At 69.6% G+C, this 20,035-nt stretch carries 16 protein-coding genes; 10 read left to right on the forward strand and 6 right to left on the reverse strand.

The features are described 5' to 3' along the window. Positions 1 to 2: 2 nt before the first annotated feature. Together AB5J62_RS18295 and AB5J62_RS18300 are read right to left on the reverse strand one after the other, a co-directional pair. Positions 3 to 1,577, reverse strand: a complete 1,575-nt coding sequence (locus AB5J62_RS18295) for a PQQ-binding-like beta-propeller repeat protein (RefSeq protein ID WP_370949426.1) — start codon at positions 1,575 to 1,577, stop codon at positions 3 to 5. Between the two features lie 111 nt (positions 1,578 to 1,688). Next, entirely contained in the window at positions 1,689 to 1,865 is a 177-nt protein-coding gene (locus AB5J62_RS18300) for a hypothetical protein (RefSeq protein WP_370949427.1), read from the reverse strand. 214 nt (positions 1,866 to 2,079) lie between these two features. Between AB5J62_RS18300 and AB5J62_RS18305 the strand changes: the two genes are divergently transcribed. Continuing rightward, positions 2,080 to 3,177 (forward strand): calcium:proton antiporter, encoded by a 1,098-nt coding sequence (locus AB5J62_RS18305; protein ID WP_370949428.1) that lies wholly within the window; start codon positions 2,080 to 2,082, stop codon positions 3,175 to 3,177. On the opposite strand, the gene AB5J62_RS18310 is transcribed toward AB5J62_RS18305, so the two are convergent. Beyond that, positions 3,167 to 3,820: a DUF998 domain-containing protein gene (locus tag AB5J62_RS18310; protein ID WP_370949429.1), complete on the reverse strand. Its 654-nt coding sequence runs from the start codon at positions 3,818 to 3,820 to the stop codon at positions 3,167 to 3,169. The genes AB5J62_RS18305 and AB5J62_RS18310 overlap by 11 nt on opposite strands. Positions 3,821 to 3,946: 126 nt before the next feature. Next, positions 3,947 to 5,938: an NAD-dependent DNA ligase LigA gene (gene ligA, locus AB5J62_RS18315; protein ID WP_370949430.1), complete on the reverse strand. Its 1,992-nt coding sequence runs from the start codon at positions 5,936 to 5,938 to the stop codon at positions 3,947 to 3,949. 166 nt (positions 5,939 to 6,104) lie between these two features. Between ligA and AB5J62_RS18320 the strand changes: the two genes are divergently transcribed. Beyond that, on the forward strand, positions 6,105 to 6,977 hold the full coding sequence (locus AB5J62_RS18320; RefSeq protein WP_370949431.1) for a hypothetical protein: 873 nt from the start codon (positions 6,105 to 6,107) through the stop codon (positions 6,975 to 6,977). After that, a complete protein-coding gene (locus AB5J62_RS18325; protein WP_370949432.1) occupies positions 6,974 to 9,196 on the forward strand; it encodes a heavy metal translocating P-type ATPase in 2,223 nt (740 codons plus the stop codon). Before AB5J62_RS18320 ends, AB5J62_RS18325 begins: the two co-directional genes overlap by 4 nt. Positions 9,197 to 9,199: 3 nt before the next feature. On the opposite strand, the gene AB5J62_RS18330 is transcribed toward AB5J62_RS18325, so the two are convergent. Next, complete coding sequence (locus AB5J62_RS18330; protein ID WP_370949433.1) at positions 9,200 to 9,793, reverse strand: hypothetical protein; 594 nt, start codon at positions 9,791 to 9,793, stop codon at positions 9,200 to 9,202. A gap of 154 nt (positions 9,794 to 9,947) precedes the next feature. Here AB5J62_RS18330 and AB5J62_RS18335 point away from each other — a divergent pair, with 154 nt between their 5' ends. Genes AB5J62_RS18335 through AB5J62_RS18345 form a run of 3 tightly spaced genes read left to right on the forward strand, consistent with a single transcriptional unit; the run spans position 9,948 to position 12,253 of the window. Then, the gene (locus AB5J62_RS18335; RefSeq protein WP_370949434.1) at positions 9,948 to 10,490 is read left to right on the forward strand and encodes a DUF1453 domain-containing protein; all 543 of its coding nucleotides are present in this window, start codon (positions 9,948 to 9,950) and stop codon (positions 10,488 to 10,490) included. A 15-nt stretch (positions 10,491 to 10,505) separates the two neighbouring features. Next, positions 10,506 to 11,627, forward strand: a complete 1,122-nt coding sequence (locus AB5J62_RS18340; RefSeq protein WP_370949435.1) for a sensor histidine kinase — start codon at positions 10,506 to 10,508, stop codon at positions 11,625 to 11,627. Further along, the gene (locus AB5J62_RS18345; protein WP_370949436.1) at positions 11,624 to 12,253 is read left to right on the forward strand and encodes a response regulator; all 630 of its coding nucleotides are present in this window, start codon (positions 11,624 to 11,626) and stop codon (positions 12,251 to 12,253) included. Before AB5J62_RS18340 ends, AB5J62_RS18345 begins: the two co-directional genes overlap by 4 nt. Before the next feature lie 42 nt (positions 12,254 to 12,295). Here the strand turns inward: AB5J62_RS18345 and AB5J62_RS18350 are convergent, their stop codons facing one another. After that, positions 12,296 to 15,925, reverse strand: coding sequence for a CARDB domain-containing protein (locus AB5J62_RS18350; RefSeq protein ID WP_370949437.1), 3,630 nt, complete (start codon positions 15,923 to 15,925; stop codon positions 12,296 to 12,298). 284 nt (positions 15,926 to 16,209) lie between these two features. On the opposite strand from AB5J62_RS18350, the gene AB5J62_RS18355 reads away from it, so the two are divergent. The 4 genes from AB5J62_RS18355 (at position 16,210) to AB5J62_RS18370 (ending at position 19,571) form a co-directional block, all read left to right on the forward strand. Beyond that, a complete protein-coding gene (locus AB5J62_RS18355; RefSeq protein WP_091298070.1) occupies positions 16,210 to 16,410 on the forward strand; it encodes a tautomerase family protein in 201 nt (66 codons plus the stop codon). Between the two features lie 70 nt (positions 16,411 to 16,480). Beyond that, entirely contained in the window at positions 16,481 to 17,512 is a 1,032-nt protein-coding gene (gene tdh, locus AB5J62_RS18360) for an L-threonine 3-dehydrogenase (RefSeq protein WP_370949438.1), read from the forward strand. After that, on the forward strand, positions 17,512 to 18,690 hold the full coding sequence (locus AB5J62_RS18365) for a glycine C-acetyltransferase (RefSeq protein ID WP_370949439.1): 1,179 nt from the start codon (positions 17,512 to 17,514) through the stop codon (positions 18,688 to 18,690). Before tdh ends, AB5J62_RS18365 begins: the two co-directional genes overlap by 1 nt. Beyond that, complete coding sequence (locus tag AB5J62_RS18370) at positions 18,690 to 19,571, forward strand: LysR family transcriptional regulator (RefSeq protein ID WP_370949440.1); 882 nt, start codon at positions 18,690 to 18,692, stop codon at positions 19,569 to 19,571. The genes AB5J62_RS18365 and AB5J62_RS18370 overlap by 1 nt, the downstream gene beginning before the upstream one ends. Positions 19,572 to 20,035 lie beyond the last annotated feature (464 nt).

Raw genomic sequence — 20,035 nt, forward strand, 5'->3', positions numbered from 1 at the left:
CGCTATTTCCCGATCGAGAACACGTCATAGTCGAACTGGTTGGACGGGCCGCGCGTGGCCCACAGACGCTCGTCGTGCCAGAAGAACTGGAAGTCCTGGGTCACCGGCGAGCCGCCGCTCTTCGTCCGCACCGGATAGGTCGCGACCGGGCCTGGCGAGCCGTCGGCGAGGGTGAACCGGGCGATGCGCTGGTCACCGTCGGGCGTCGCGGGGGAGATGAGCACCACCACGGAGCCGCCCTCGGCGGCGAGCGGCATGATCGCCCTGCCGTCGGGGATCGCCCGCTCCCACTTCTTCGCGCCGGACGCGGCGTCGTAGGCGACGAGCTTGTTGGTGCCGTTGAGCGGAATCGACGTGACGCTGACGAACAGGCCATCGCTGAGCAGGAACCGGTGGCCCTGCTGATGGTTGTTCGTGAACTCGAGGCCGGCGCCGTCCGCGTGCAGGCCGTCCGGATCACCGAGCTTGCCCGCTTCGATCAGGCCGGTCTTCTCGAACTTCTCGTCCATGATCAGGTAGACCGCGTGCTTGCCGCCGTTGATCAGCGCCACCGGCGGATCCGCCGAGAGCAGCCGGGGACTGCCGAACCGGTCGTCACCGTCCTTGGTGCCGTAGTCCTTGCCCTGGCTCAGCTCGCCGGTCGCGGGATCGAGGTAGGCGAAGGTGATCGCGGGATCGCTGATGAACCCGGCGATCGAGACGATCAGCTTGTCCTTGGCGGGGAGCATGCTGACGATCGCGGAGTTGCCCTGGTCGTCGCCGGTCGGCTTGACCACCGGCTTGGCCCAGCGCTGCGCGCCCGTCGCCAGGTCGAGGCCGATCGTGCCGTAGTTCTGGGCGACGACCACGACGTCGCCCATGATCTCCAGCGCGGCGCCGGTGCGTGCCTTCTCCGGGGTGACGCTCTGCGGCACCTCCATCGGCTGCTGCCAGCCGAACTGCCCGGTCTTGAGGTTCAGCAGCGCGGCGAACTTGCAGTTCGCGTCACCCTGGTCGTTGAGCTCCTTGCCGAAGCCGATGGCCAGCTGGTCGTTGACCGGCCTGGTGCCGACCCCGCAGAACTTGCCGCCCTCGGCGGGCGGCTTCGCCTGCCAGAGCTGCTTGCCGTCGCCCTTGGCGAACGCGGTGATCTGGCCCTGATACGCCACGACCAGCGTGTCACCGACCTCCCACGACCCGAAGCCCTTCTCGTACTGCGGGCGGTCGAGGCGCACCTGCCAGTTCTTGGAACCCGTCGCCGCCGGCGCGGGACCCGGCTGGCCGGTCGGGGCGGGGGAGTCGCCGGAGGTGAGCACGATCGGGACCACGACCGCCGCGGCGACGACCAGCGCCAGCACGGGCGCGAGCCACAGCCAGAGCTTCTTCTTCGACTTGGGCAGGTCCGGAGCCTCGGAGCTGACCCAGTCGTTGGGGCCGGGGCGCCAGCCGATCTGCGGGTCGTAACCCGGGTGGGGCTGGTGGTACTGCGGGTACTGGCCTTGCTGGGGATAGCCAGGAGGCTGATTCTGCGGCGGTGGCGGATAGCCCTGCGGTTGGTTCGGGTTCTGGTTTCCCTGCCATCCGTGATGCTGCCCCACCGTCACTGCCTCCTCGAACGCGCCCCAGCCCCGGCGGGAACGCACACCGCCGAAGACGCCACCTTCACCCGAACAGCCTACTGGCGCCGCCGGATGGTGGCAGGCCCGAGGCTAGACGGACGCGAGCCGCCCCGCGGGCGCGGGTGCCTTCGCGGGTGTCTTGCGGGCGGCCTTGGCGCGGCGGGTCACGGGGAAGCGCTGGTCGAGCTCGAGCAGTGCCGGGGTCAGCGCCATCAGCGCCAGCAGTGCGAGTCCGGCGTAAGCGCCCACGTTCGCGATGATCGACATGACTGCCTCCCTTGATCCCAGTCCGCCCGTTCCGGCGGCCTGGTACCAGCATCGCCGTCGGGACGTATCCGGCGGATCGGTCATCCGGCGCGAAGGCATTGACCGAATGGTCCGTTCCGGCAGACCGTTCGGCCGAGTCCACAGTGGACTGCCGGAATTGTGAGGTTCGCCTGATGGAGCGGCGAGGTGACGCACGGTGTGCGAGGGTGGGGCCATGGCCGCCTCCCGCAGATCCCCGTTGCTGTCCTGGACCGTGGTGGTTCCCCTGCTCAGTGTCGTCGTGCTGGCGGTGAGCTGGGGCCGTGACCTCGGGCCGGTGCCGGTGGCCGTGGTGGCGCTCGCGCTCGCGGGCACCGTGCTGGCCGCGGTGCACCACGCCGAGGTGGTCGCGCACCGGGTCGGCGAGCCGTTCGGGTCACTGGTGCTGGCGGTCGCGGTGACGGTCATCGAGGTCGCGCTGATCGTCACGATGATGGCCTCCGGCGGCCCCGAGGCCGCGTCGCTGGCGCGCGACACCGTGTTCGCCGCGGTCATGATCACCATGAACGGCATCGCGGGCATCTCGCTGATGGTCGGCGCGCGCCGCTACGGCGAGACGCACTTCAACCCCGAGGGCAGCGGCGCCGCGCTGGCGACCGTCGCCACGCTGGCCACCCTCAGCCTGGTGCTGCCGACCTTCACCTCCAGCACGCCGGGCCCGGAGTTCAGCGGCACCCAGCTCACCTTCGCCGCGCTCGCCTCACTGCTGCTCTACGGCCTCTTTGTGCTGACCCAGACCGTGCGGCACCGCGACTTCTTCCTGCCGGTCGAGACCGACGGCTCCGTCAAGGCCGAGGAGCACGCGGAGCCGCCGACGAACAAGGCGGCGCTGACCAGCCTCGGCCTGCTGGTCGTCGCGCTGGTCGCGGTGGTCGGGCTGGCCAAGGTCGAGTCACCCGCGATCGAGGCAGGCGTCAGCGCCGCCGGCTTCCCGCAGTCGTTCGTCGGCGTGGTGATCGCACTGCTGGTGCTGCTCCCCGAGACGTTGGCCGCCGTCCGGGCCGCGCAGCGCGACCGGATGCAGACCAGCCTCAACCTCGCCTACGGCTCCGCGATCGCCAGCATCGGATTGACGATCCCGGCGATCGCGCTCGCCTCGATCTGGCTGACCGGGCCGCTGCTCCTCGGCCTCGGCGCGACGCAGATCGTGCTGCTCGTGCTGACCGTGCTGGTGAGCGCGCTGACGGTGGTCCCGGGCCGGGCGACCCGCCTGCAGGGTGGCGTGCACCTGGTGCTGCTGGCGGGTTTCCTGGTACTCGCGATCAACCCGTGAGCGCCTCGGCGGCCACGGCCGGCTTGTCGCGCAGCAGCGTGTGCCCCTTGATCATCCACGCGACACCGAAGGCGAACGTCGCGGCGGATTCCAGCCACAGTATCGGCCGCAGCGCCCGGATCTCCTCCTCGAAGATCCGTCCGGAAAGGACGATCAGCACCAGGCACGCCAGAATCGTCCAGCCGCACGCCCGGTAGACCCGGTTGCGTGCCTCCTGGCGCGTGCCCGGCTCGACCGGCTCCGGGAACAGCCCGATGCAGAAGTACGCCAGCGTCAGGAAGAACACCGCCGCGCACACCACGTGCGCGATCCCGAGCGCCTGCTGGACTTCGGTCGGGTTCACCGGCCTGGTCGGGCACAGCGCGAGGCCGATCGCTCCCGCTCCCGCGACGTACCCGGCGAAGTTCTCGGTCCGGGTCTTGCCGTAGTAGCAGAGCAGGAACACCCCGGCCGCGCACATCCCGCCGACGAAGACGTCACGCAGGTCGCCGTAGTAGTACCCGCTGATCGAGGTCAGCAGCTCCCCGGTGAGCAGGAACTGCCCGACGATGAGCACGACCGGCAACGCCATCCCGACGCCGCCGATGACGCGGCGCAGGAACAGGTACGAGTGGACCATCGTCTGCTCAGGGGTGGGGACCATGACCGCCTCCGGTCGTCGTACGGCGAGCTGCTGCTCCGATCATCGGCTCACGGGCGCCACGACCTGACCCCGCGCGGGCTTCGAATACGTCGCGTTTGGATGACGCCGAGCAGGGGCGTGATGCGGCTAGACGACGCCTGCGTCGATGAGCTGCTGCCAGATGACGCCTTGGTCGACGACGTCGACTTCGAGTTTCTCGGCTTTCGCGATCTTGCTGGCGCCGACGTCGGCGCCGGTGATCAGCATGTCGGTGTTCGCCGAGACCGAGGAGGCGATGGTCGCGCCCGCCTTCTCACACAGGCGCTGGAAGGTGGGGCGGGCCACCTTTTCGCCGGAGCGGGGGTCGCTGATCGAGCCGGTGATCACGACCGTCTTCTCCGCCAGCGGCGCGCCGGACACGACGACAGGCGGCAGGTCCTCGTCGCGTACGTCGAGTGAGACGCCGCGCTCGCGCAGGCGCTCCAGCTCGGGGCGCAGGCGGGTGAGGTGCTCGATCAGGGAGGCGGCGACCTTGGGGCCGATGTCCTCGACGGCCACGAGGCCGTCGACGCCCGCGTCCACGACGTCTTCCAGCGAACCGAATCCGGCTCGGCAGAGACGGGCGGCGGTGCCTTCGGAGGCCATCGGGATGGCGAGCCCGATCAGGGCGCGGCGGAGCCCGACCTGGCGGCTGACGTCGATCGAGTCGACCATGCGCGCCGCGGAGATCTCGCCGATGCGGTCGAACTCGAGCAGTCTTTCCTTGGTGAGGGTGTAGAAGTCGGAGGGGTGTTCGAGGATGCCCGCCTCGGCCAGGCGCTCGATCCAGACGCCGCCGATGGCGTCGATGTCGGCCGCCGCGCGTGAGGCCCAGTGGATCAGCCGGCGCACGGTCTGCGCGGGGCAGGAGACGTTGGTGCAGAACAGTTCCCGGCTGTTGCCCTGCTCGGTCAGCGGCTGCTCGCAGGACGGGCAGACGCTGGGCGGGACGATCTCCTTCTCCTCGCCGGTGCGCTTCGACGCGTCGAGCACGCCCGCGACGAACGGGATCACGTCGCCAGCGCGGCGCACCAGCACGGTGTCGCCGATCTTGATGCCGCGGGCGCGGATGACCTCCTGGTTGGCCAGCGTCGCGCGGGTGACGGTGGTGCCGCCGACGAACACCGGCTCCAGCCAGGCGACCGGTGCGATCTTGCCGGTCTTGCCGACATCCCAGACCACGTCGGCGAGGATGGTCGTCTTCTCCTCGGCGGCGAACTTGAACGCCAGCGCGCCACGCGGCGAGCTCGACCGGGTGCCCGCCGCGGCGTACGCGTCACGGTCGGCCAGTCGCAGCACCGCGCCGTCGAGGTCGTAGTCGAGCTCGTTGCGCTGCCGCTCGATCGTGGAGATGACTTCCTGCGCGGCCGCGGCGTCCGCGCAGTGGCGCATGTCGGCCGCGTCGAACCCGAGTGTCCTCAGTGCACCGTCCAGATCGGTCTCCGCGCTGTCCGGATCCGTGTGCAGATCGAACGCGAAGAACCGCAGCCGCCGCTCGGCCACCGTCGCCGCGTCCTTGGCGCGCAGCGTGCCCGCGGCCGCGTTGCGCGGGTTGATCAGCGGCTTGTCCGGATGCGCGGTGTTGTACGCGGCGAAGGTGGACCGCAGCATCACGGCCTCGCCGCGCACCTCGACCCGGCCGGGTGCGTCGACCTTGTTCGGCACCCCGTCGGTCAGGGCCTTGACCAGCGGCGTCACGTCGTCGCCCGTGGTGCCGTCGCCGCGGGTGACCGCTCGCGCGAGCCGCCCGTTCTCGTAGACCAGCGCCAGCGACAGGCCGTCGAGCTTCGGCATGACGACCACCGGCTGCCCGGGGAACCGGTCGAAGAAGGCCGCGACCTGCTCCGGCTGGGTCGCCTTCTCCAGCGAGAGCATCGGCCGCGAGTGCCGCACCGGCGCGTGCAGCACGGTGGGCGCGCCGACCTGATCCAGCGGGTTCGGATCGGGGGCCAGCTCCGGATTGGCCGCGATCAGCCCGCGTAACTCGTCTTCGATCGCGTCGTACTCGGCGTCCGCCACGGACGGCGAACCCCGGTAGTACGCGTCGCGCAGCACGACGATCCGGTCGGCGAGTTCCTGTATGCGCTCTCGAGCTTCCACGGGACAGACGCTACCCGCGAGCACCGACAAAACCGTGCGCAACCCGATCGGGTCGGCGCGAGTTCGGCCGTCCGCAGACCAGGCTTAAATACGGTACGGGGGTATGGACCTCGTTGACACAGGTACCCCCTATGGGTATATCTTCGAGTGGTCGAGAGGACATGCGATGCAGACAGCAGCGAAGCTTTCCGCCTACGGGGTGGCGCTCGCACTGATCGCCGGGGGTGCGTGGGCGGTGGGAACCGCCGTCGGTCCCTTCGAAGGCGAAGCCGGTGCGCACACCGAAGAGGCCGGGCACGGGGACGCCCACACCGCCGAAGCGCCCGGTGACGACCTGCCGGGCGGGCTGGCGTCGTCGATGGGCGGCTACACCTTCACACCGGCCAGCGCGACGCTGACGCCCGGTGTGACCAGCACTTTTTCCTTCCGTGTGATGGGCCCTGACGGACACGCGGTCACCGCGTACGACGTCAAGCACGAGAAGTCGATGCACTTGATCGTGGTGCGCCGCGACGGCTCGGGCTTCCAGCACGTGCACCCGGCGCTCGCCGCCGACGGCACCTGGAGCGTGCCGCTGACCGTGTCACAGGCAGGCGGTTACCGGGCGTTCGCCGACTTCGCGCCGACCGGCGGCAAGGCCACGACGCTCGGCGTCGACCTCGCCGCGCCCGGTGATTTCCAGCCCGTGACCCATGCGCCGCAGCGAGTGTCCGATGTGGAGGGTTACCAGGTGCGGCTCGACGGTGATCTCGTGCCTGGCAAGTCTTCGAAGGTGACGCTGACCGTCGCCAAGAACGGGCGGCCGGTCACCGATCTCCAGCCTTACCTGGGCGCCTTCGGGCACCTCGTCGCGCTGCGCGGCGGCGACCTCGCGTACCTCCACGTGCATCCCGAGGCGCAGACCACGGCCGGGCCGTCGGTCACCTTCTACGCCGAGGTGCCGTCCGCAGCCACCTACCGGCTGTTCCTGGACTTCCAGCACGAGGGCAAGGTGCGGACCGCCGGCTTCACCGTCGCCGCGAACGGAGCGCACTCATGACCGCGAACCTGGACCAGGCGGCGGCGACCGCCGAGATCGAACTCGCGATCACCGGGATGACCTGCGCCTCGTGCGCAATGCGCATCGAGAAGAAACTGAACAAGCTCGATGGCGTCACAGCCACCGTCAACTACGCCACCGAGAAGGCGAAAGTCTTCTACGGCAACGGAATCGAGCCGCAGCAGCTGATCGAACAGGTCGAGGCGGCCGGCTACTCGGCGACGCTTCCTGTCAAAGAAGAAGAGCCTAGGCAAGAGGTCGACGAGACCGCGCCGCTAAGGCAGCGCCTGATCGGCTCGGCCGTGCTGTCGGTGCCCGTGATCGTGCTGGCCATGGTGCCCGCGTTCCAGTTCACCTACTGGCAGTGGATCTCGCTGACCCTCGCCGCGCCCGTGCTGGTGTGGGCGGCCTGGCCGTTCCACCGGGCCACGTGGACGAACCTGCGGCACGGCGCGGCCACCATGGACACGCTGATCTCGATGGGCACGCTGGCCGCGTTCGCGTGGTCGCTCTACGCCCTGCTGTTCGGTACCGCCGGGGTGGCGGGGATGACGCATCCGTTCGAGCTGACCGTGCGGCGGATGTCCGGCGACGGCAACATCTACCTCGAGGTGGCCGCCGGCGTCACCACGTTCATCCTCGCCGGACGGTATTTCGAGGCCAGGTCGAAGCGTAGGGCGGGCGCCGCGTTGCGCGCGCTGCTCGAACTCGGCGCGAAGGACGTCGCCGTGCTGCGCGACGGACGCGAGCAGCGCGTCCCGACCGAGCAGCTCGTGGTCGGCGACCTCTTCGTCGTGCGGCCGGGTGAGAAGATCGCCACCGACGGCGTCGTCGCCGAAGGCAGTTCCGCGGTCGACGCGAGCATGCTGACCGGCGAGAGCGTCCCGGTCGAGGTCGGGCCCGGCGACGCGGTCGCGGGCGCGACCGTCAACGCGGGCGGCAGGCTGATCGTCCGCGCGAGCCGGGTCGGCGCCGACACCCAGCTCGCCATGATGGCCAAGCTGGTCGAGGACGCCCAAACCGGGAAAGCGCAGGTCCAACGGCTCGCCGACCGCATCTCCGCGGTCTTCGTGCCGATCGTGATCGCGCTCGCCGCCGGCACGCTCATGTTCTGGCTCGGCGCCGGTGGTTCGGTCTCGGCCGCCTTCACCGCCGCCGTCGCGGTGCTGATCATCGCCTGCCCGTGCGCGCTCGGGCTCGCCACGCCGACCGCGCTGCTCGTGGGCACCGGCCGCGGCGCGCAGCTCGGCATCCTGATCAAGGGGCCGGAGGTGCTGGAGTCCACCCGCGGCGTCGACACGGTCGTGCTGGACAAGACCGGCACCGTCACCACCGGGCAGATGTCGCTCGTCGAGGTCCACGTCGCCGAGGGCGTCGACGCCGGCGAGGCGCTCCGGCTCGCGGGTGCGCTGGAGAGCGCTTCGGAGCACCCGATCGCCCGCGCGATCGCCCGCGCCGCCGGTGACGGCCTGCCGAAGGCGGAGGAGTTCACCAACCTCGAAGGCCTTGGCGTGCAAGGGATCGTGGACGGAAAGGCCGTGCTCGTCGGCCGCTCCGCGCTGCTGGAGCAGTGGAGTCACCGGCTGCCGGAGGAGCTCACCGAGGCGAAGGCGGCCGAGGAGCAACTCGGCCGGACCGCGGTCGTCGTCGGCTGGGACGGCCGGGCCCGCGCGGTGCTCGTGGTCGCGGACACCGTCAAGCCGACGTCCGCCGACGCCGTCAGGCAGCTGCGCGCGCTCGGGCTCACGCCAGTGCTGCTGACCGGGGACAACGAGGCCGCGGCCCGCGCGGTCGCCGCCGAGGTCGGCATCGACCAGGTCATCGCCGAGGTGCTGCCCCAGGACAAGGTCGACGTGGTCACCCGGCTGCAGCGCGAAGGCAAGGGCGTCGCCATGGTCGGCGACGGCGTCAACGACGCGGCCGCGCTGGCCAAGGCCGATCTCGGCCTGGCGATGGGCACGGGGACCGACGTCGCGATCGAGGCCGGCGACCTCACGCTGGTCCGCGGTGACCTGCGCGCGGCCGCGGACGCGATCCGGCTGTCCCGCCAGACGCTGCGCACGATCAAGGGCAACCTGTTCTGGGCGTTCGCCTACAACATCGCGGCGCTGCCGCTGGCAGCCGCGGGGCTGCTCAACCCGATGATCGCGGGCGCGGCGATGGCGTTCAGCTCGGTGTTCGTGGTCAGCAACAGCCTGCGGCTGCGCGGATTCCGCTGATCGTCAGAGGCACGGTGGCCGGTAGCCGTCGATGCGCAGCCCCCGGAAGTCGAGCTTGTTCGGGGTCTTGCCGACGAACACGAAGCCCCGTGCCTCCGTCAGCGCCGAAGCGAACGAGTAGGCGGGCTTGCCCAGCTCGGGCAGGAACGTCCACTTGGCGGGCGCGAAGCTGAAGAACTTGGTCACGCGCTTGCCGCCGGTGGACGGGACGAGGGTCAGCCACTTGTCGCCGCCACTCCAGTGCGAGGCGGGCCGCAGCTGGAGGTAGACGTCGTCGGTCGCGCTGTAGGTCATCCAGAAGCCCGAGGACTTGGACAGATCGGCCTGCGCCTCGAACTGGTTGCCCAGCCAGACCACGACGACGTGCCACTCGGCGCCGACGAAGGTCACCTTGGCGGCGTAGCGGTCACGCTCACGCACGAGCAGGCTCCCGGTGGCCGGGACCGTGGCGCCCTCACCGCTCGCGATCCACTGCTGCAACCGGTCGATCGACGGCGTCGAGCACTCGCAGTCCGGGCTCGCCGTGGCGGGGCTGGGCAGCGAAAACGCCAGCAGGCAAGCGAAAGCGGCGGCGATGACACGACCGAAAAGGCGCATTTCACGACGGTAGAGGCACCCGCCCAAGTTGTCTAGACCATGCCGCCGGGTGGAGAAAACCTCCACCCGCGGATACGGCGTGCGCCTCAAGACCGCGGGGGTGGTCCGGACCTAACTTCGGGGTACATCGGAAAACCCTGGAGGGGAACACACCATGAACGGCGTCACGCAGCTCGTGCTCATCATCGCGGTCATCGGATACGTGCTGGTCAGGAGGATGCTGGGGCAGCCGGCGGAGGCCAAGCGGATGCTGGTGCTGCCAGCGATCTTGGTCGTCATCGGGCTGTGGAACATCGAGTCGGTCACCGGATCGTCGATCGCGCTGATCTTCCTGGTCGTGACCACCGTGATCGGGATCGGCCTCGGCGCGCTGCGCGGGCTGAGCATCCGGCTGTATCACCAGGACGACATCGTCTTCATGCGCTACACCTGGGTGACCGTGCTGCTGTGGGTGCTCAACATCGGCGTCAAGGTCGGGGCCGGCGCGTTGCTCGCCACGCTCGACAAGAGCACGGATTCGAACAGCGCGATGTTCGTGTCACTCGGCCTCGGGCTGCTCGCCGAAGGGGTCGTCGTGCTGGCGAAGGCGCTGCGCTCGGGTCAGCAGATCGTGTGGAAGACGGGCAAGGACGGCGCGCCGCACGAGCGGTCGCAGTTCCTCGACGATCTCCAGCGACGCGTCAACGGCCGCCGCTAGCTACGCTGAGCGATGATGACGACGGACGCGAGGGAACCGGGGACGCGCAGGCCCCGGTTCACCGACGAATGGCTGCGCCCGTTCATCATGGGCACGCTGGTCGTGCTGGCGGCGGCCCAGTGCGCCACGCGCCCGCTGATCATCCCGCCGCTCGCGATCACGCTGCTGGTGATCGTCTCGGTGATCACTATCGGCACACTCTTCACCTGGCCGCCGAGGGCGGCCTTCCCCGTCGCGCTGGCGTTCGTGGTGCTCTCGGCGGTGCTGCTCGCGGTCGCGCAGTCGACCGTGGCGCCCGCGTTCGCGTTCGTCGCCAGCGGCACCGCTGGCGCCCGGCTCCGCACGCGCGTGGCGATCGGCGTCTCCGTCACCGGCGCGCTCATCGCGGTCGGCGCCGTGCTGCTGGTCGAAGAACTCAACCCGCTCGATCAGCAGTGGCCGTGGTGGCTCGGCTTCGCCGTCGCCGCGCCGGTCTACATGGGCATCGCCCGTCGCGAACGGCGCGACGCGCTGGCCAGCGCCGAGCGCGCCACCGTGTCCGAGGCTCGCGAGGCCGCGCTGCTGGAACGCGGGCGCATCGCCCGCGAGATCCACGACGTGCTCGGGCACTCGCTGTCCGGCATCGCGATGCAGCTGGACATGGCGGATGCCCTGTACGGCAAGGGACGCGGCGACGAAGCGACCCAGGCCGTCCGGCGCGCCAGGGCACTCGCCGTCGACAGCATCACCGAGACCCGTCACGCGATCCACGCACTGCGCGAGGACACGCTGCCGCTGGAACGGACGCTGGAGCTGATGGCGTCCGGCGAGGCCGTGACGTTCAGGATCGACGGCACCCCGGGGCCGGTGCCGAGCGAGGTCGCGCACGCGCTCATCCGCGCCGCGCAGGAGGCGCTCACCAACGCTGCCAAGCACGCGCCCGGCGCCGACCGTGCCATGAGGCTGGGGTTCACCGCCGAAACCGTCGCGCTCACCATCGAAAACGGCCCGGCGACCGCGCCTGCCGACCCCGGGCTCGCCGGCGGCGGACTGGGGTTGCCCGGCATGCGCGAGCGTGTCGCGCTGCTCGGTGGCACACTCCGCGCCGGACCGTCCGCTGTGGACGGCTGGACGGTCGAACTGGAGGTACCCCGGTGATCTCCCTGCTCGTCGTCGACGACCAGGCGTCGGTCCGCGAGGCGCTCGCGGTGATGCTCGACCTCGCCGACGGCATCCACGTCGTCGCCACGGCCACCAACGGCGAGGAGGCCGTCGCCGCGGTCGCCGCGCATCGGCCCGACGTGGTGCTGATGGACCTGCACATGCCGGTCATGGGCGGCGCCGAGGCCACCGGCCGCATCCGCGCGGCCAACCCGGACACCCAGATCGTCGTGCTCACCACATTCGACGACGACGATTCGATCCTCGCCGCGCTGCACGCCGGCGCGAGCGGCTACCTGACCAAGGAAGCCGACCGCGCCAAGATCGAGCAGGCCGTGCGCGGCGCCGCCTCGGGCCAGGCGGTGCTGGCGCCGGAGGTCCAGCGTCGTCTGCTGTCACTCGCGTCGCGTCCGGCCCGTGTCGAGGAAACGTTCACGCTGACCGCGCGGGAGCGCGAAATCCTCGGTCTCATCGGCGAAGGCCTGCGCAATCCGGAGATCGCCGAACGCCTGGTGATCAGCGAGGCGACCGTCAAGACGCACATCAACAACCTCTTCGCCAAGGCCGGTTTCCACTCCCGCGCCGACGCCGTCCGGTACGCATTGGGTCGCCAGGGGTCGTGAGCGTTGCGGGCGGTTCTAACCGCCCGCAACGCTCACGAGCCCTTATCCCGTGGTCAAGACGAACGTCGAGCCGGGCTCCTTGACGATGTCTCCCTTCGCGGAGTTGGTGATGGTCACGTTGGTCAGCGTCGCGCTGCCGCGCGCGCCGCCCATCGCGAGGACACCGGCGCCGTTGTTCGACTTGTCGATGCGGACGTTCGAGACCGTGACGTTCGGGAGGTTCCCGCCGCCGGTCTTGAACTGGATGCCGTCGTAGGTCGAGTCGGCGATGTCGGTGTCGCGGATGACGACACCGGGGATGTCCAGGTTCGCCGCGAACAACGTGATCGCGCCGAACTCCTGGTCCTCGTTCCAGAACGCGCCACCCGTGCGGTAGAGCCCGTTGTTGGCGATCAGCGTCTGCCCGGAGAAGGGCAGCGGGTCGTGGTCGGTCGCCAGCATGATGCCCGGGTAGTTCATCGTGTCGTAGACGAGGTTGTTCTCGATCTTGTTCCCGTAGCCGCCGTAGATCGCGATCCCGTTGGCACGCCAGGGAAGCTGGATCGTGTTGTTGGTGAAGGCGTTGTCGTGGCCGATGTCGGTCGACGGGTCCTTCACGTACTTGTTGGCCCACACCGCGAGCGCGTCGTCGCCGGTGGTGCGGAACGAGGAGTTGAACACGCGCGAGTTGCGGCTGCCGTTGCTCAGGTTGATGCCGTCCGCGTAGGTGTCGCGGATGCGCATGCCGGTGAACTGCAGGCCGTCGGCCGGGCCCCACAGCGCGGGGATGTTGTCGTAGTCCCTGCCGACCCAGACGCCGACGTTGGCGTGCTCGATCCAGACGTTGGAGATCTTGGTGTTCTTGCCGAACCGCCCGTTGAGGCCGACGCCGCCTTCGGAACCGTCGTTGCCGCCGCGGATGCGGCCGGAGCCGAAGATCGCGATGTCGGAGATCTGGACGTTGTTGTCGATGTCGAAGCCGAAGTTGCCCTCGTGCGGATGGTTGATGCCGTGCGCGTTCTGCGGCTCGGTCAGCGTGTAGAACTGCGAGTACCACATGCCCGCGCCGCGGATGCTGACGTTGCTGATGCCCACCTGGTTGAACTGACCGCGGTTCTCGGGGTCGTCGGTGAGGATCTTCTGCTCCTGCCGCCATTGGCCTGCCGGGATCCAGACACAGGAGATGACGCCGTTCTGGTCGTCGGTCACCGCGCGCTGGATCGCCGCGGTGTCGTCGCCGCCGTCGTCGGGAACGGCGCCGTACTGGGTGATCGACGTGCACTCGGCCGGCTTCTCGGCGGGCGGCGCGACCTGCTCGAGGTCGACCAGGTCGACGATGTAGAACGACGCCGTGTCGCTCGCGTCGCGCTGGAGCCGGAACTTGGTGCCCGCCGGGTAGCTCGACGGGAGCAGCGCGTGCGCCTCGTCGAACAGCCGCCGCGCGTCGGCCTGCGGGGTGTTGGTCAACGCCTCGGGGCCGTCGGTGTTGCCGTAGAGCCAGCTGTGTTTGGACGACAGGTTCAGCTTCTGGACGAATGTGTCGTTGACGTACAGGCTCAGCGTCGCGTCGATACCGCCGCCACCAGGCGCGTCGGGGATCGAGTTGCGCACGACGATCGAGTTGGCCGCGCCCGCCGAGGTGACCTCGACGAACTGGCCGGTGCCGGTCAGCCGCACCGACTGCCTGCCGGACGACTCGGTCGCGAAGTTCGTGTGCCCGAAGGTCCGCAGCGGGTCCGTGGTGAGCAGGGTTCCTTGGTAGCGCCCGGCTTCCGCCTCGTATTCGGTCCACGGTACGGCCGCGCCGCGACCGACCACAATGGACTGTGACAGCGAGTTGTTGGTCTCGTTGGTCTCCGCGACGACGCCGGTCGCGTCCGCGGTGGCGGTGATCGTGGCGCCGCCGCTGGTGGCGGTCCAGGTGCCGGTGGTGGTCACGCTCGCCGTCGCGCCCGCGTTGATCGGCGCGGTGGTGGTGTCGAGCGTGGTGCCGCCCGCGACCACGCGGGTGACCGTGTTCGCGCCGGTTCCCGTGGTGCCGCGGTTGTGCACCGAGACGGTGAACCGCACGGCGGCGCCGGCCGCCGGGTTGGGCGGATTGGCCGTCACGGCGAGAACCTGCAGGTCAGGGCCGGGTGCCTGGGCGACGACCAGCTGCGAGGACGCGGTGAAGGTGTTGTTGTCCTCGTTCTGCTCGAAGATCGTCTTGGCCGGGTCTACCACCGCCGAAGCGCTGTAACTGCCCATGGCCTTGCGGCCCACAGACGCCGTGACCGTCGCCGAAGCGCCCGCGGCGAGCGCGGCGACCGGCGCGGAACCGGCGACCGAACCGCCGAGCACGAAGTTGACCGAGGTCGCGCCCGCCGGCGCGGTGCCGGTGTTGCGGACCGTGGCCGAGAGCGTGATCGGGTCGGTCTCCGACGGCGCGGCGGGCGTCCAGGTCAACGCCGTGACGGTCAGATCGGGATTGGGCGCCGGCGTGCCGACGACCTGCAGCTCGGCGACCTGCCCGCCCGGTGCGCCGCTGTTCGCGGTGAACCGCAGTCGCAGGTCGGCGATGCGGCCGGAGACCGGGATGGTCACCGAGTTCTGGCTGGTGGCCGGGTTGAACGCGTAGTTCGCGCCCGCGACCAGTGAGGTGAACCCGGCGGCCGACTGCTCACGCCCGAGCACCTCGATGCCCTGCGTCCTGGCGCCCCACGCGGAATCGGGGTTGAGCTTGACGACGACCGAGCTGACGTCGGCGTTCGAGCCGAGCTTGACGGTCAGCGTCGACGGATAGCCCGAAGACTCCCAATAGGTGGCCAGATTCCCGTCGTTGGCGTTGGCGGCGACGAAGTTGAACGCCGCCGATGACGCCTCGATCGGCTTGCCCCGCGCGAGATCGGTGCCGCCACCCTGACCTGCCCTGGTCACGTGGTTGCTGTCGCCGGAGACGTTCCCCGCGGCGTCCCGCGCGCGGACGAAGTACTCGGCCGACGCCGTCGACGGCTGTGTGTCGGTGTAGCCGAGCACATCGCCCGCCACGGTCGTCACGAGCGCGTTGTTGCGATAGACCGAGTAGCCGGTCACGCCGACGTTGTCGTTCGCCGCCGACCAGGTGAGCCGGATCTGCCCGCCGCCCGGTTCGGTGAACGCCAGGTTCCCCGGCGGGCTCGGCGGCTGCGTGTCACCGGTGACCGGCCCGTACACCTCGAACTCCGAGATCTGCGCGGCAGGCCAGCCGGTGTTGCCGGTGATGTTCACCCGCAGGTACCGGGTGGTCGTGGTGCTGAACGTGAGCGACACGGTGTTGCCGGCGGCCGGCGTGAAATCCTGTCCTGCCAGCGCGCTGACCTCGGTGAACGCGGTCCCGTTGGTGCTGGCCTGCACCCCGAGCGTCTGCCTGCGCGCGCCCCACGACGCGGGCAGTTTCAGTACGACCCGGTCCACGGCCGTCGCGGCCCCGAGATCGGCCTGCAGCCATTGGGGGAACGCGTTGTTCGTGCTTTCCCAGTAGGTGTTCTGGTCCCCGTCCCCGGCATTGCCGACGGGATAGCCGGGCAGCGCGCTGCTGGCCGACAGGGTCTTGCCCGCGACGAGCCCGGCCGGAGCGGCCGGTGGCGCGGGAGTGGGGGCGGCGGTGGCGGCGGAGACCCCGGCGGCGATCAAACCCGCCGCGAGTAGGCCGCTGAGCAGCTGCTTCCGGTGCATCGAGTCCTCTGTTCTTCAGCGATGACAGAGACGGGGAGCCCTGAACTTGCGTGAGCTAGTCGATTTCTTGCGGGGAGAAGTTTAAATGTTGCAGACATGTCACCGGTTCGTCAACGATTTCCCCAAACCCGGACATTTCGGACGCAATGAAGGCGTCCGCCATGATCTGGGGTCGTGAGTGGTACGGCCGGTTCTAACCGGCCATACCACTCACGACGGGGTGAACCTGGGTTGTTGATCATTAGGCTGGGCGCTGGAGTTCCCGACCTTTCCCAGGAGGAAAAGTGCCGTTCGTGGAGATCAAGCTCGCCGAGGGCCGCGACCCCGAGATGCTGCGGGCCTGCCTCGCCGCCGTGCACGATGCCGTGCGTGACAGCCTCGGCGTCGACGATCAGGCCATCCGGGTGCACATCACCGAGTTCAAGCCCGAGCTGTGGAGTGCGGGCGGGGTGACGATGGCCGAGCGCAGGGCGCAATCGCTGTGAAGCTGAGCTAACAAGGAACTGCAGAAACTCGCGATGGACCGAACAGCGGTAACCAGCGAGACTTCGCGCCATGAAGGCATTGGTCAAAGTGGACCGAGCACCAGGACTGCGGCTGATGGACGTCCCGGACCCGGTCGCCGGGCCCGGTGACGTCGTCGTCCGGGTGCTGCGTACCGGCATTTGCGGCACCGACCTGCACATCGAGTCGTGGGACGACTGGGCGGCGAAGACCATCCAGGCGCCGCTGGTCGTCGGGCACGAGTTCGTCGGCGAGGTGGTCGAGATCGGCCGCGCGGTGACGTCCGTGGAGGTCGGCGACCTGGTCAGCGGCGAGGGGCACCTCGTGTGCGGCAGCTGCCGCAACTGCAAGGCGGGACGCCGTCATCTCTGCGCGAGAACGCGCGGGCTCGGCGTGCACACCGATGGCGCGTTCGCGCAGTACGCCGTGCTGCCCGAGCAGAACGCCTGGGTGCACCGGACGCCGATCGACCTCGACATCGCCGCCGTGTTCGACCCGCTGGGCAACGCCGTGCACACCGCGCTGTCGTTCCCGGTGATCGGGGAGGACGTGCTGATCACCGGCGCCGGACCGATCGGCATCATGGCCGCGGCCATCGCGAAGCACGCGGGCGCGCGCAACGTCGTGATCACCGACGTCAGCGAGCACCGGCTCGAACTGGCGCGCAAGGTCGGCGTCGACCTGGCGCTCGACGTGTCGAACGCGACCATCGCCGACGCGCAGGCGCGGCTGAAGATGGCCGAGGGCTTCGACGTCGGCATGGAGATGAGCGGGCGCCCCGAGGCGCTGCGCGACATGATCACCAACATGTCCCACGGCGGCCGCATCGCGATGCTCGGGCTGCCGGCGAGCGACGTCTCGGTCGACATCGCCACCGTCGTGCTGAAGATGATCCACCTCAAGGGCATCTACGGCCGCGAGATGTTCGAGACCTGGTACTCGATGTCGGTGCTGCTGCAGGCCGGGCTCGACATCGCGCCGGTGATCACCGACCGCTTCCACTACACCGAACACGAGAAGGCGTTCGCGACGGCCAGGGACGGCCGCTGCGGCAAGGTCATCATGGACTGGACGGAGAACTGATGTACGGCGCGATGCGCGATGACCTCAAGACCGGTCTCGCGGAGATCCGGGAAGCCGGGCTGTACAAGGGCGAACGGGTGATCCAGAGCCCGCAGCGGGCCGCGGTCAGCGTGACCGGGTCCGAGGTGCTGAACTTCTGCGCCAACAACTACCTCGGCCTCGCCGACCACCCGGCGCTGATCACCGCGGCGCACGAGGCGCTCGACCGCTGGGGCTTCGGCATGGCGTCGGTCCGGTTCATCTGCGGGACGCAGCAGCCGCACAAGGAGCTGGAAGCGAAGCTTTCGGAGTTCCTCGGCACCGAGGACACCATCCTCTACAGCTCCTGCTTCGACGCCAACGCCGGCTTGTTCGAGACGCTGCTCGGCGAGCAGGACGTGATCATCTCCGACGAGCTCAACCACGCGTCGATCATCGACGGCGTCCGGCTGTGCAAGGCGAAGCGGATGCGCTACCGCAATCGCGACGTCGCCGACCTGGAGCAGCGCCTGCAGGAGGCGGCAGGCGCGCGGTACCGGCTGATCGCCACCGACGGCGTGTTCTCGATGGACGGCTACCTCGCGCCGCTCGACAAGATCGTCGAGCTGGCCGAGCGCTACGACGCGCTGGTCATGGTCGACGACTCGCACGCGGTCGGCTTCACCGGCCCGACCGGGCGCGGCACGCCCGAGCTGTTCGGCGTGAGCGACAAGGTCGACATCCTGACCGGCACGCTGGGCAAGGCGCTCGGCGGCGCCAGCGGCGGCTACACCTCGGGCCGCGCGGAGATCATCGAGATGCTGCGGCAGCGGTCCCGGCCGTACCTGTTCTCGAACTCGCTGGCGCCTTCGATCACCGCGGCCGCGCTCGCGACGCTGGAGCTGCTCGAGAAGTCGGGCGAGCTGCTGGAGCGGCTGCGCGCCAACACCGAGCTGTTCCGTCGCCGCATGACCGAAGAGGGCTTCGACCTGCTGCCCGGCGAGCACCCGATCATCCCGGTGATGATCGGCGACGCCGCGAAGGCGGGCAAGATGGCGGATCTGCTGCTCGACCAGGGCATCTACGTGGTCGGCTTCTCGTACCCGGTGGTGCCGCACGGCAAGGCGCGCATCCGGACCCAGATGTCCGCCGCGCATTCCACAGAGGACATCCACCGTGCGGTCGACGCGTTCGTGACCGCTAGGTCCATGATGGACTGATGATCGATCCGCGACGGCTGCGGGTACTGCGGGCACTCGCCGACCACGGCACCGTGACGGCGGCGGGCCAGGCACTGCACCTGACCCCGTCCGCGGTGTCCCAGCAGCTGGCCGCGCTCGAAGCCGAGTGCGGCCAGCAGCTGTTGCGCCGCTGGGGCAGGCGTGTCTCGCTGACCCCGGCCGGTGAACTGCTGGTGGTGCACGCGAACGCCGTCGCCGCCGAGCTGGAGCGCGCGCAGGCGACGCTGGCCGAACTCGGCTCTGGCGTGCGCGGGCTGGTCCGCATGGCGAGCTTCGCCTCGGCCATCACGACCGTGGTCGCGCCCGCCATCGGCGCGCTGCGCACGACCTCGCCCGGCGTGTCCGTCCAGGTCCAGGACGCCGAGGGGCACGCGAGCATCCCGCTGCTGCTCGACGGCGAGGTCGACTTGGCGATCACCGAGGAGTACCGGCTCTCGCCGCGCACCGACGAGGCCAGGCTCACCCGCACGCCGTTGTACGTCGAGCCGTTCGACGTCGTGCTGCCCGCCGGGCACCGGCTCGGCGGTGAGTCCGAAGTGGACATAGCCGAGCTGGCCGACGACGAGTGGATCGCGCCGAGGGAAGGCAATCCCTGCCGGGACGTGCTGGAGATCGCCTGCGCGAATCCGCGTATCCGCCACGTTTCCGACGACTTCCGCGCGATCACCACACTGGTTGCCGCCGGCGAGGGTGTGGCTTTGGTGCCGCGCAACGCGGTCACGGCGGTGCCCGGCGCGGTCGCGATCCCGTTGCGCGGCGAGGCCCCGCTGCGGCGGGTCTTCGCGGCGGTGCGGCGGGGGAGCGCCGAGCACCCGTTGATCAAGACGGTGCTCGGCGCGTTGCTGGCGGCCGCGGCCTAGTTCGGGGAAGGGGTCGTCGAGCGCCTCAAAACCTGCGCGGTCAACCTACTTGTCTCCAGCGGCTGAGGGTTATTCGGGACGGGGTGAGTGCGGTTTGCGGCGTTAGGCGACGCAAGCGGCACTCACCTGGGTCCGAGACCTAGGTATGAGGGGGCCTTCGTCCACGGTCGGCTCGGGTGAAGCTCCTCTCACCTGAGCCGAGTGGGTCAGGGCCTCCCTCACCCATGCCAGGCCACGACCTGACACGGGCGAGGCAGCCGATGAGGGGGTCGTGAGTGTTTTCGTCGGTTAGAACCCAATGCCGGGCAGTGAAGGCCGGGGTCGCGGTGTCGAGCGACGCGATCCGAAGATCATCCTGCTCGGATATGGGCGACGGGTCTTGCTTCAAGGTCCACAAAGGACGCGAACCACGCCCATACGTACCAATTTGTCTCTTTTGTCTTTTTCTGTCGTGTCGTTGAACG

This window comes from Amycolatopsis sp. cg5 (assembly GCF_041346955.1).
In the GTDB taxonomy this organism is placed as follows: domain Bacteria; phylum Actinomycetota; class Actinomycetes; order Mycobacteriales; family Pseudonocardiaceae; genus Amycolatopsis.

What these genes read in the sequence shown, in the direction of transcription:
- AB5J62_RS18300 (WP_370949427.1), bottom strand. Translation starts at nt 1,865, where the DNA reads ATGTCGATCATCGCGAACGTGGGCGCTTACGCCGGACTCGCACTGCTG.
- AB5J62_RS18305 (WP_370949428.1), top strand. Translation starts at nt 2,080, where the DNA reads ATGGCCGCCTCCCGCAGATCCCCGTTGCTGTCCTGGACCGTGGTGGTT.
- AB5J62_RS18310 (WP_370949429.1), bottom strand. Translation starts at nt 3,820, where the DNA reads ATGGTCCCCACCCCTGAGCAGACGATGGTCCACTCGTACCTGTTCCTG.
- AB5J62_RS18320 (WP_370949431.1), top strand. Translation starts at nt 6,105, where the DNA reads ATGCAGACAGCAGCGAAGCTTTCCGCCTACGGGGTGGCGCTCGCACTG.
- AB5J62_RS18325 (WP_370949432.1), top strand. Translation starts at nt 6,974, where the DNA reads ATGACCGCGAACCTGGACCAGGCGGCGGCGACCGCCGAGATCGAACTC.
- AB5J62_RS18330 (WP_370949433.1), bottom strand. Translation starts at nt 9,793, where the DNA reads ATGCGCCTTTTCGGTCGTGTCATCGCCGCCGCTTTCGCTTGCCTGCTG.
- AB5J62_RS18335 (WP_370949434.1), top strand. Translation starts at nt 9,948, where the DNA reads ATGAACGGCGTCACGCAGCTCGTGCTCATCATCGCGGTCATCGGATAC.
- AB5J62_RS18340 (WP_370949435.1), top strand. Translation starts at nt 10,506, where the DNA reads ATGACGACGGACGCGAGGGAACCGGGGACGCGCAGGCCCCGGTTCACC.
- AB5J62_RS18350 (WP_370949437.1), bottom strand. Translation starts at nt 15,925, where the DNA reads ATGCACCGGAAGCAGCTGCTCAGCGGCCTACTCGCGGCGGGTTTGATC.
- tdh (WP_370949438.1), top strand. Translation starts at nt 16,481, where the DNA reads ATGAAGGCATTGGTCAAAGTGGACCGAGCACCAGGACTGCGGCTGATG.
- AB5J62_RS18365 (WP_370949439.1), top strand. Translation starts at nt 17,512, where the DNA reads ATGTACGGCGCGATGCGCGATGACCTCAAGACCGGTCTCGCGGAGATC.
- AB5J62_RS18370 (WP_370949440.1), top strand. Translation starts at nt 18,690, where the DNA reads ATGATCGATCCGCGACGGCTGCGGGTACTGCGGGCACTCGCCGACCAC.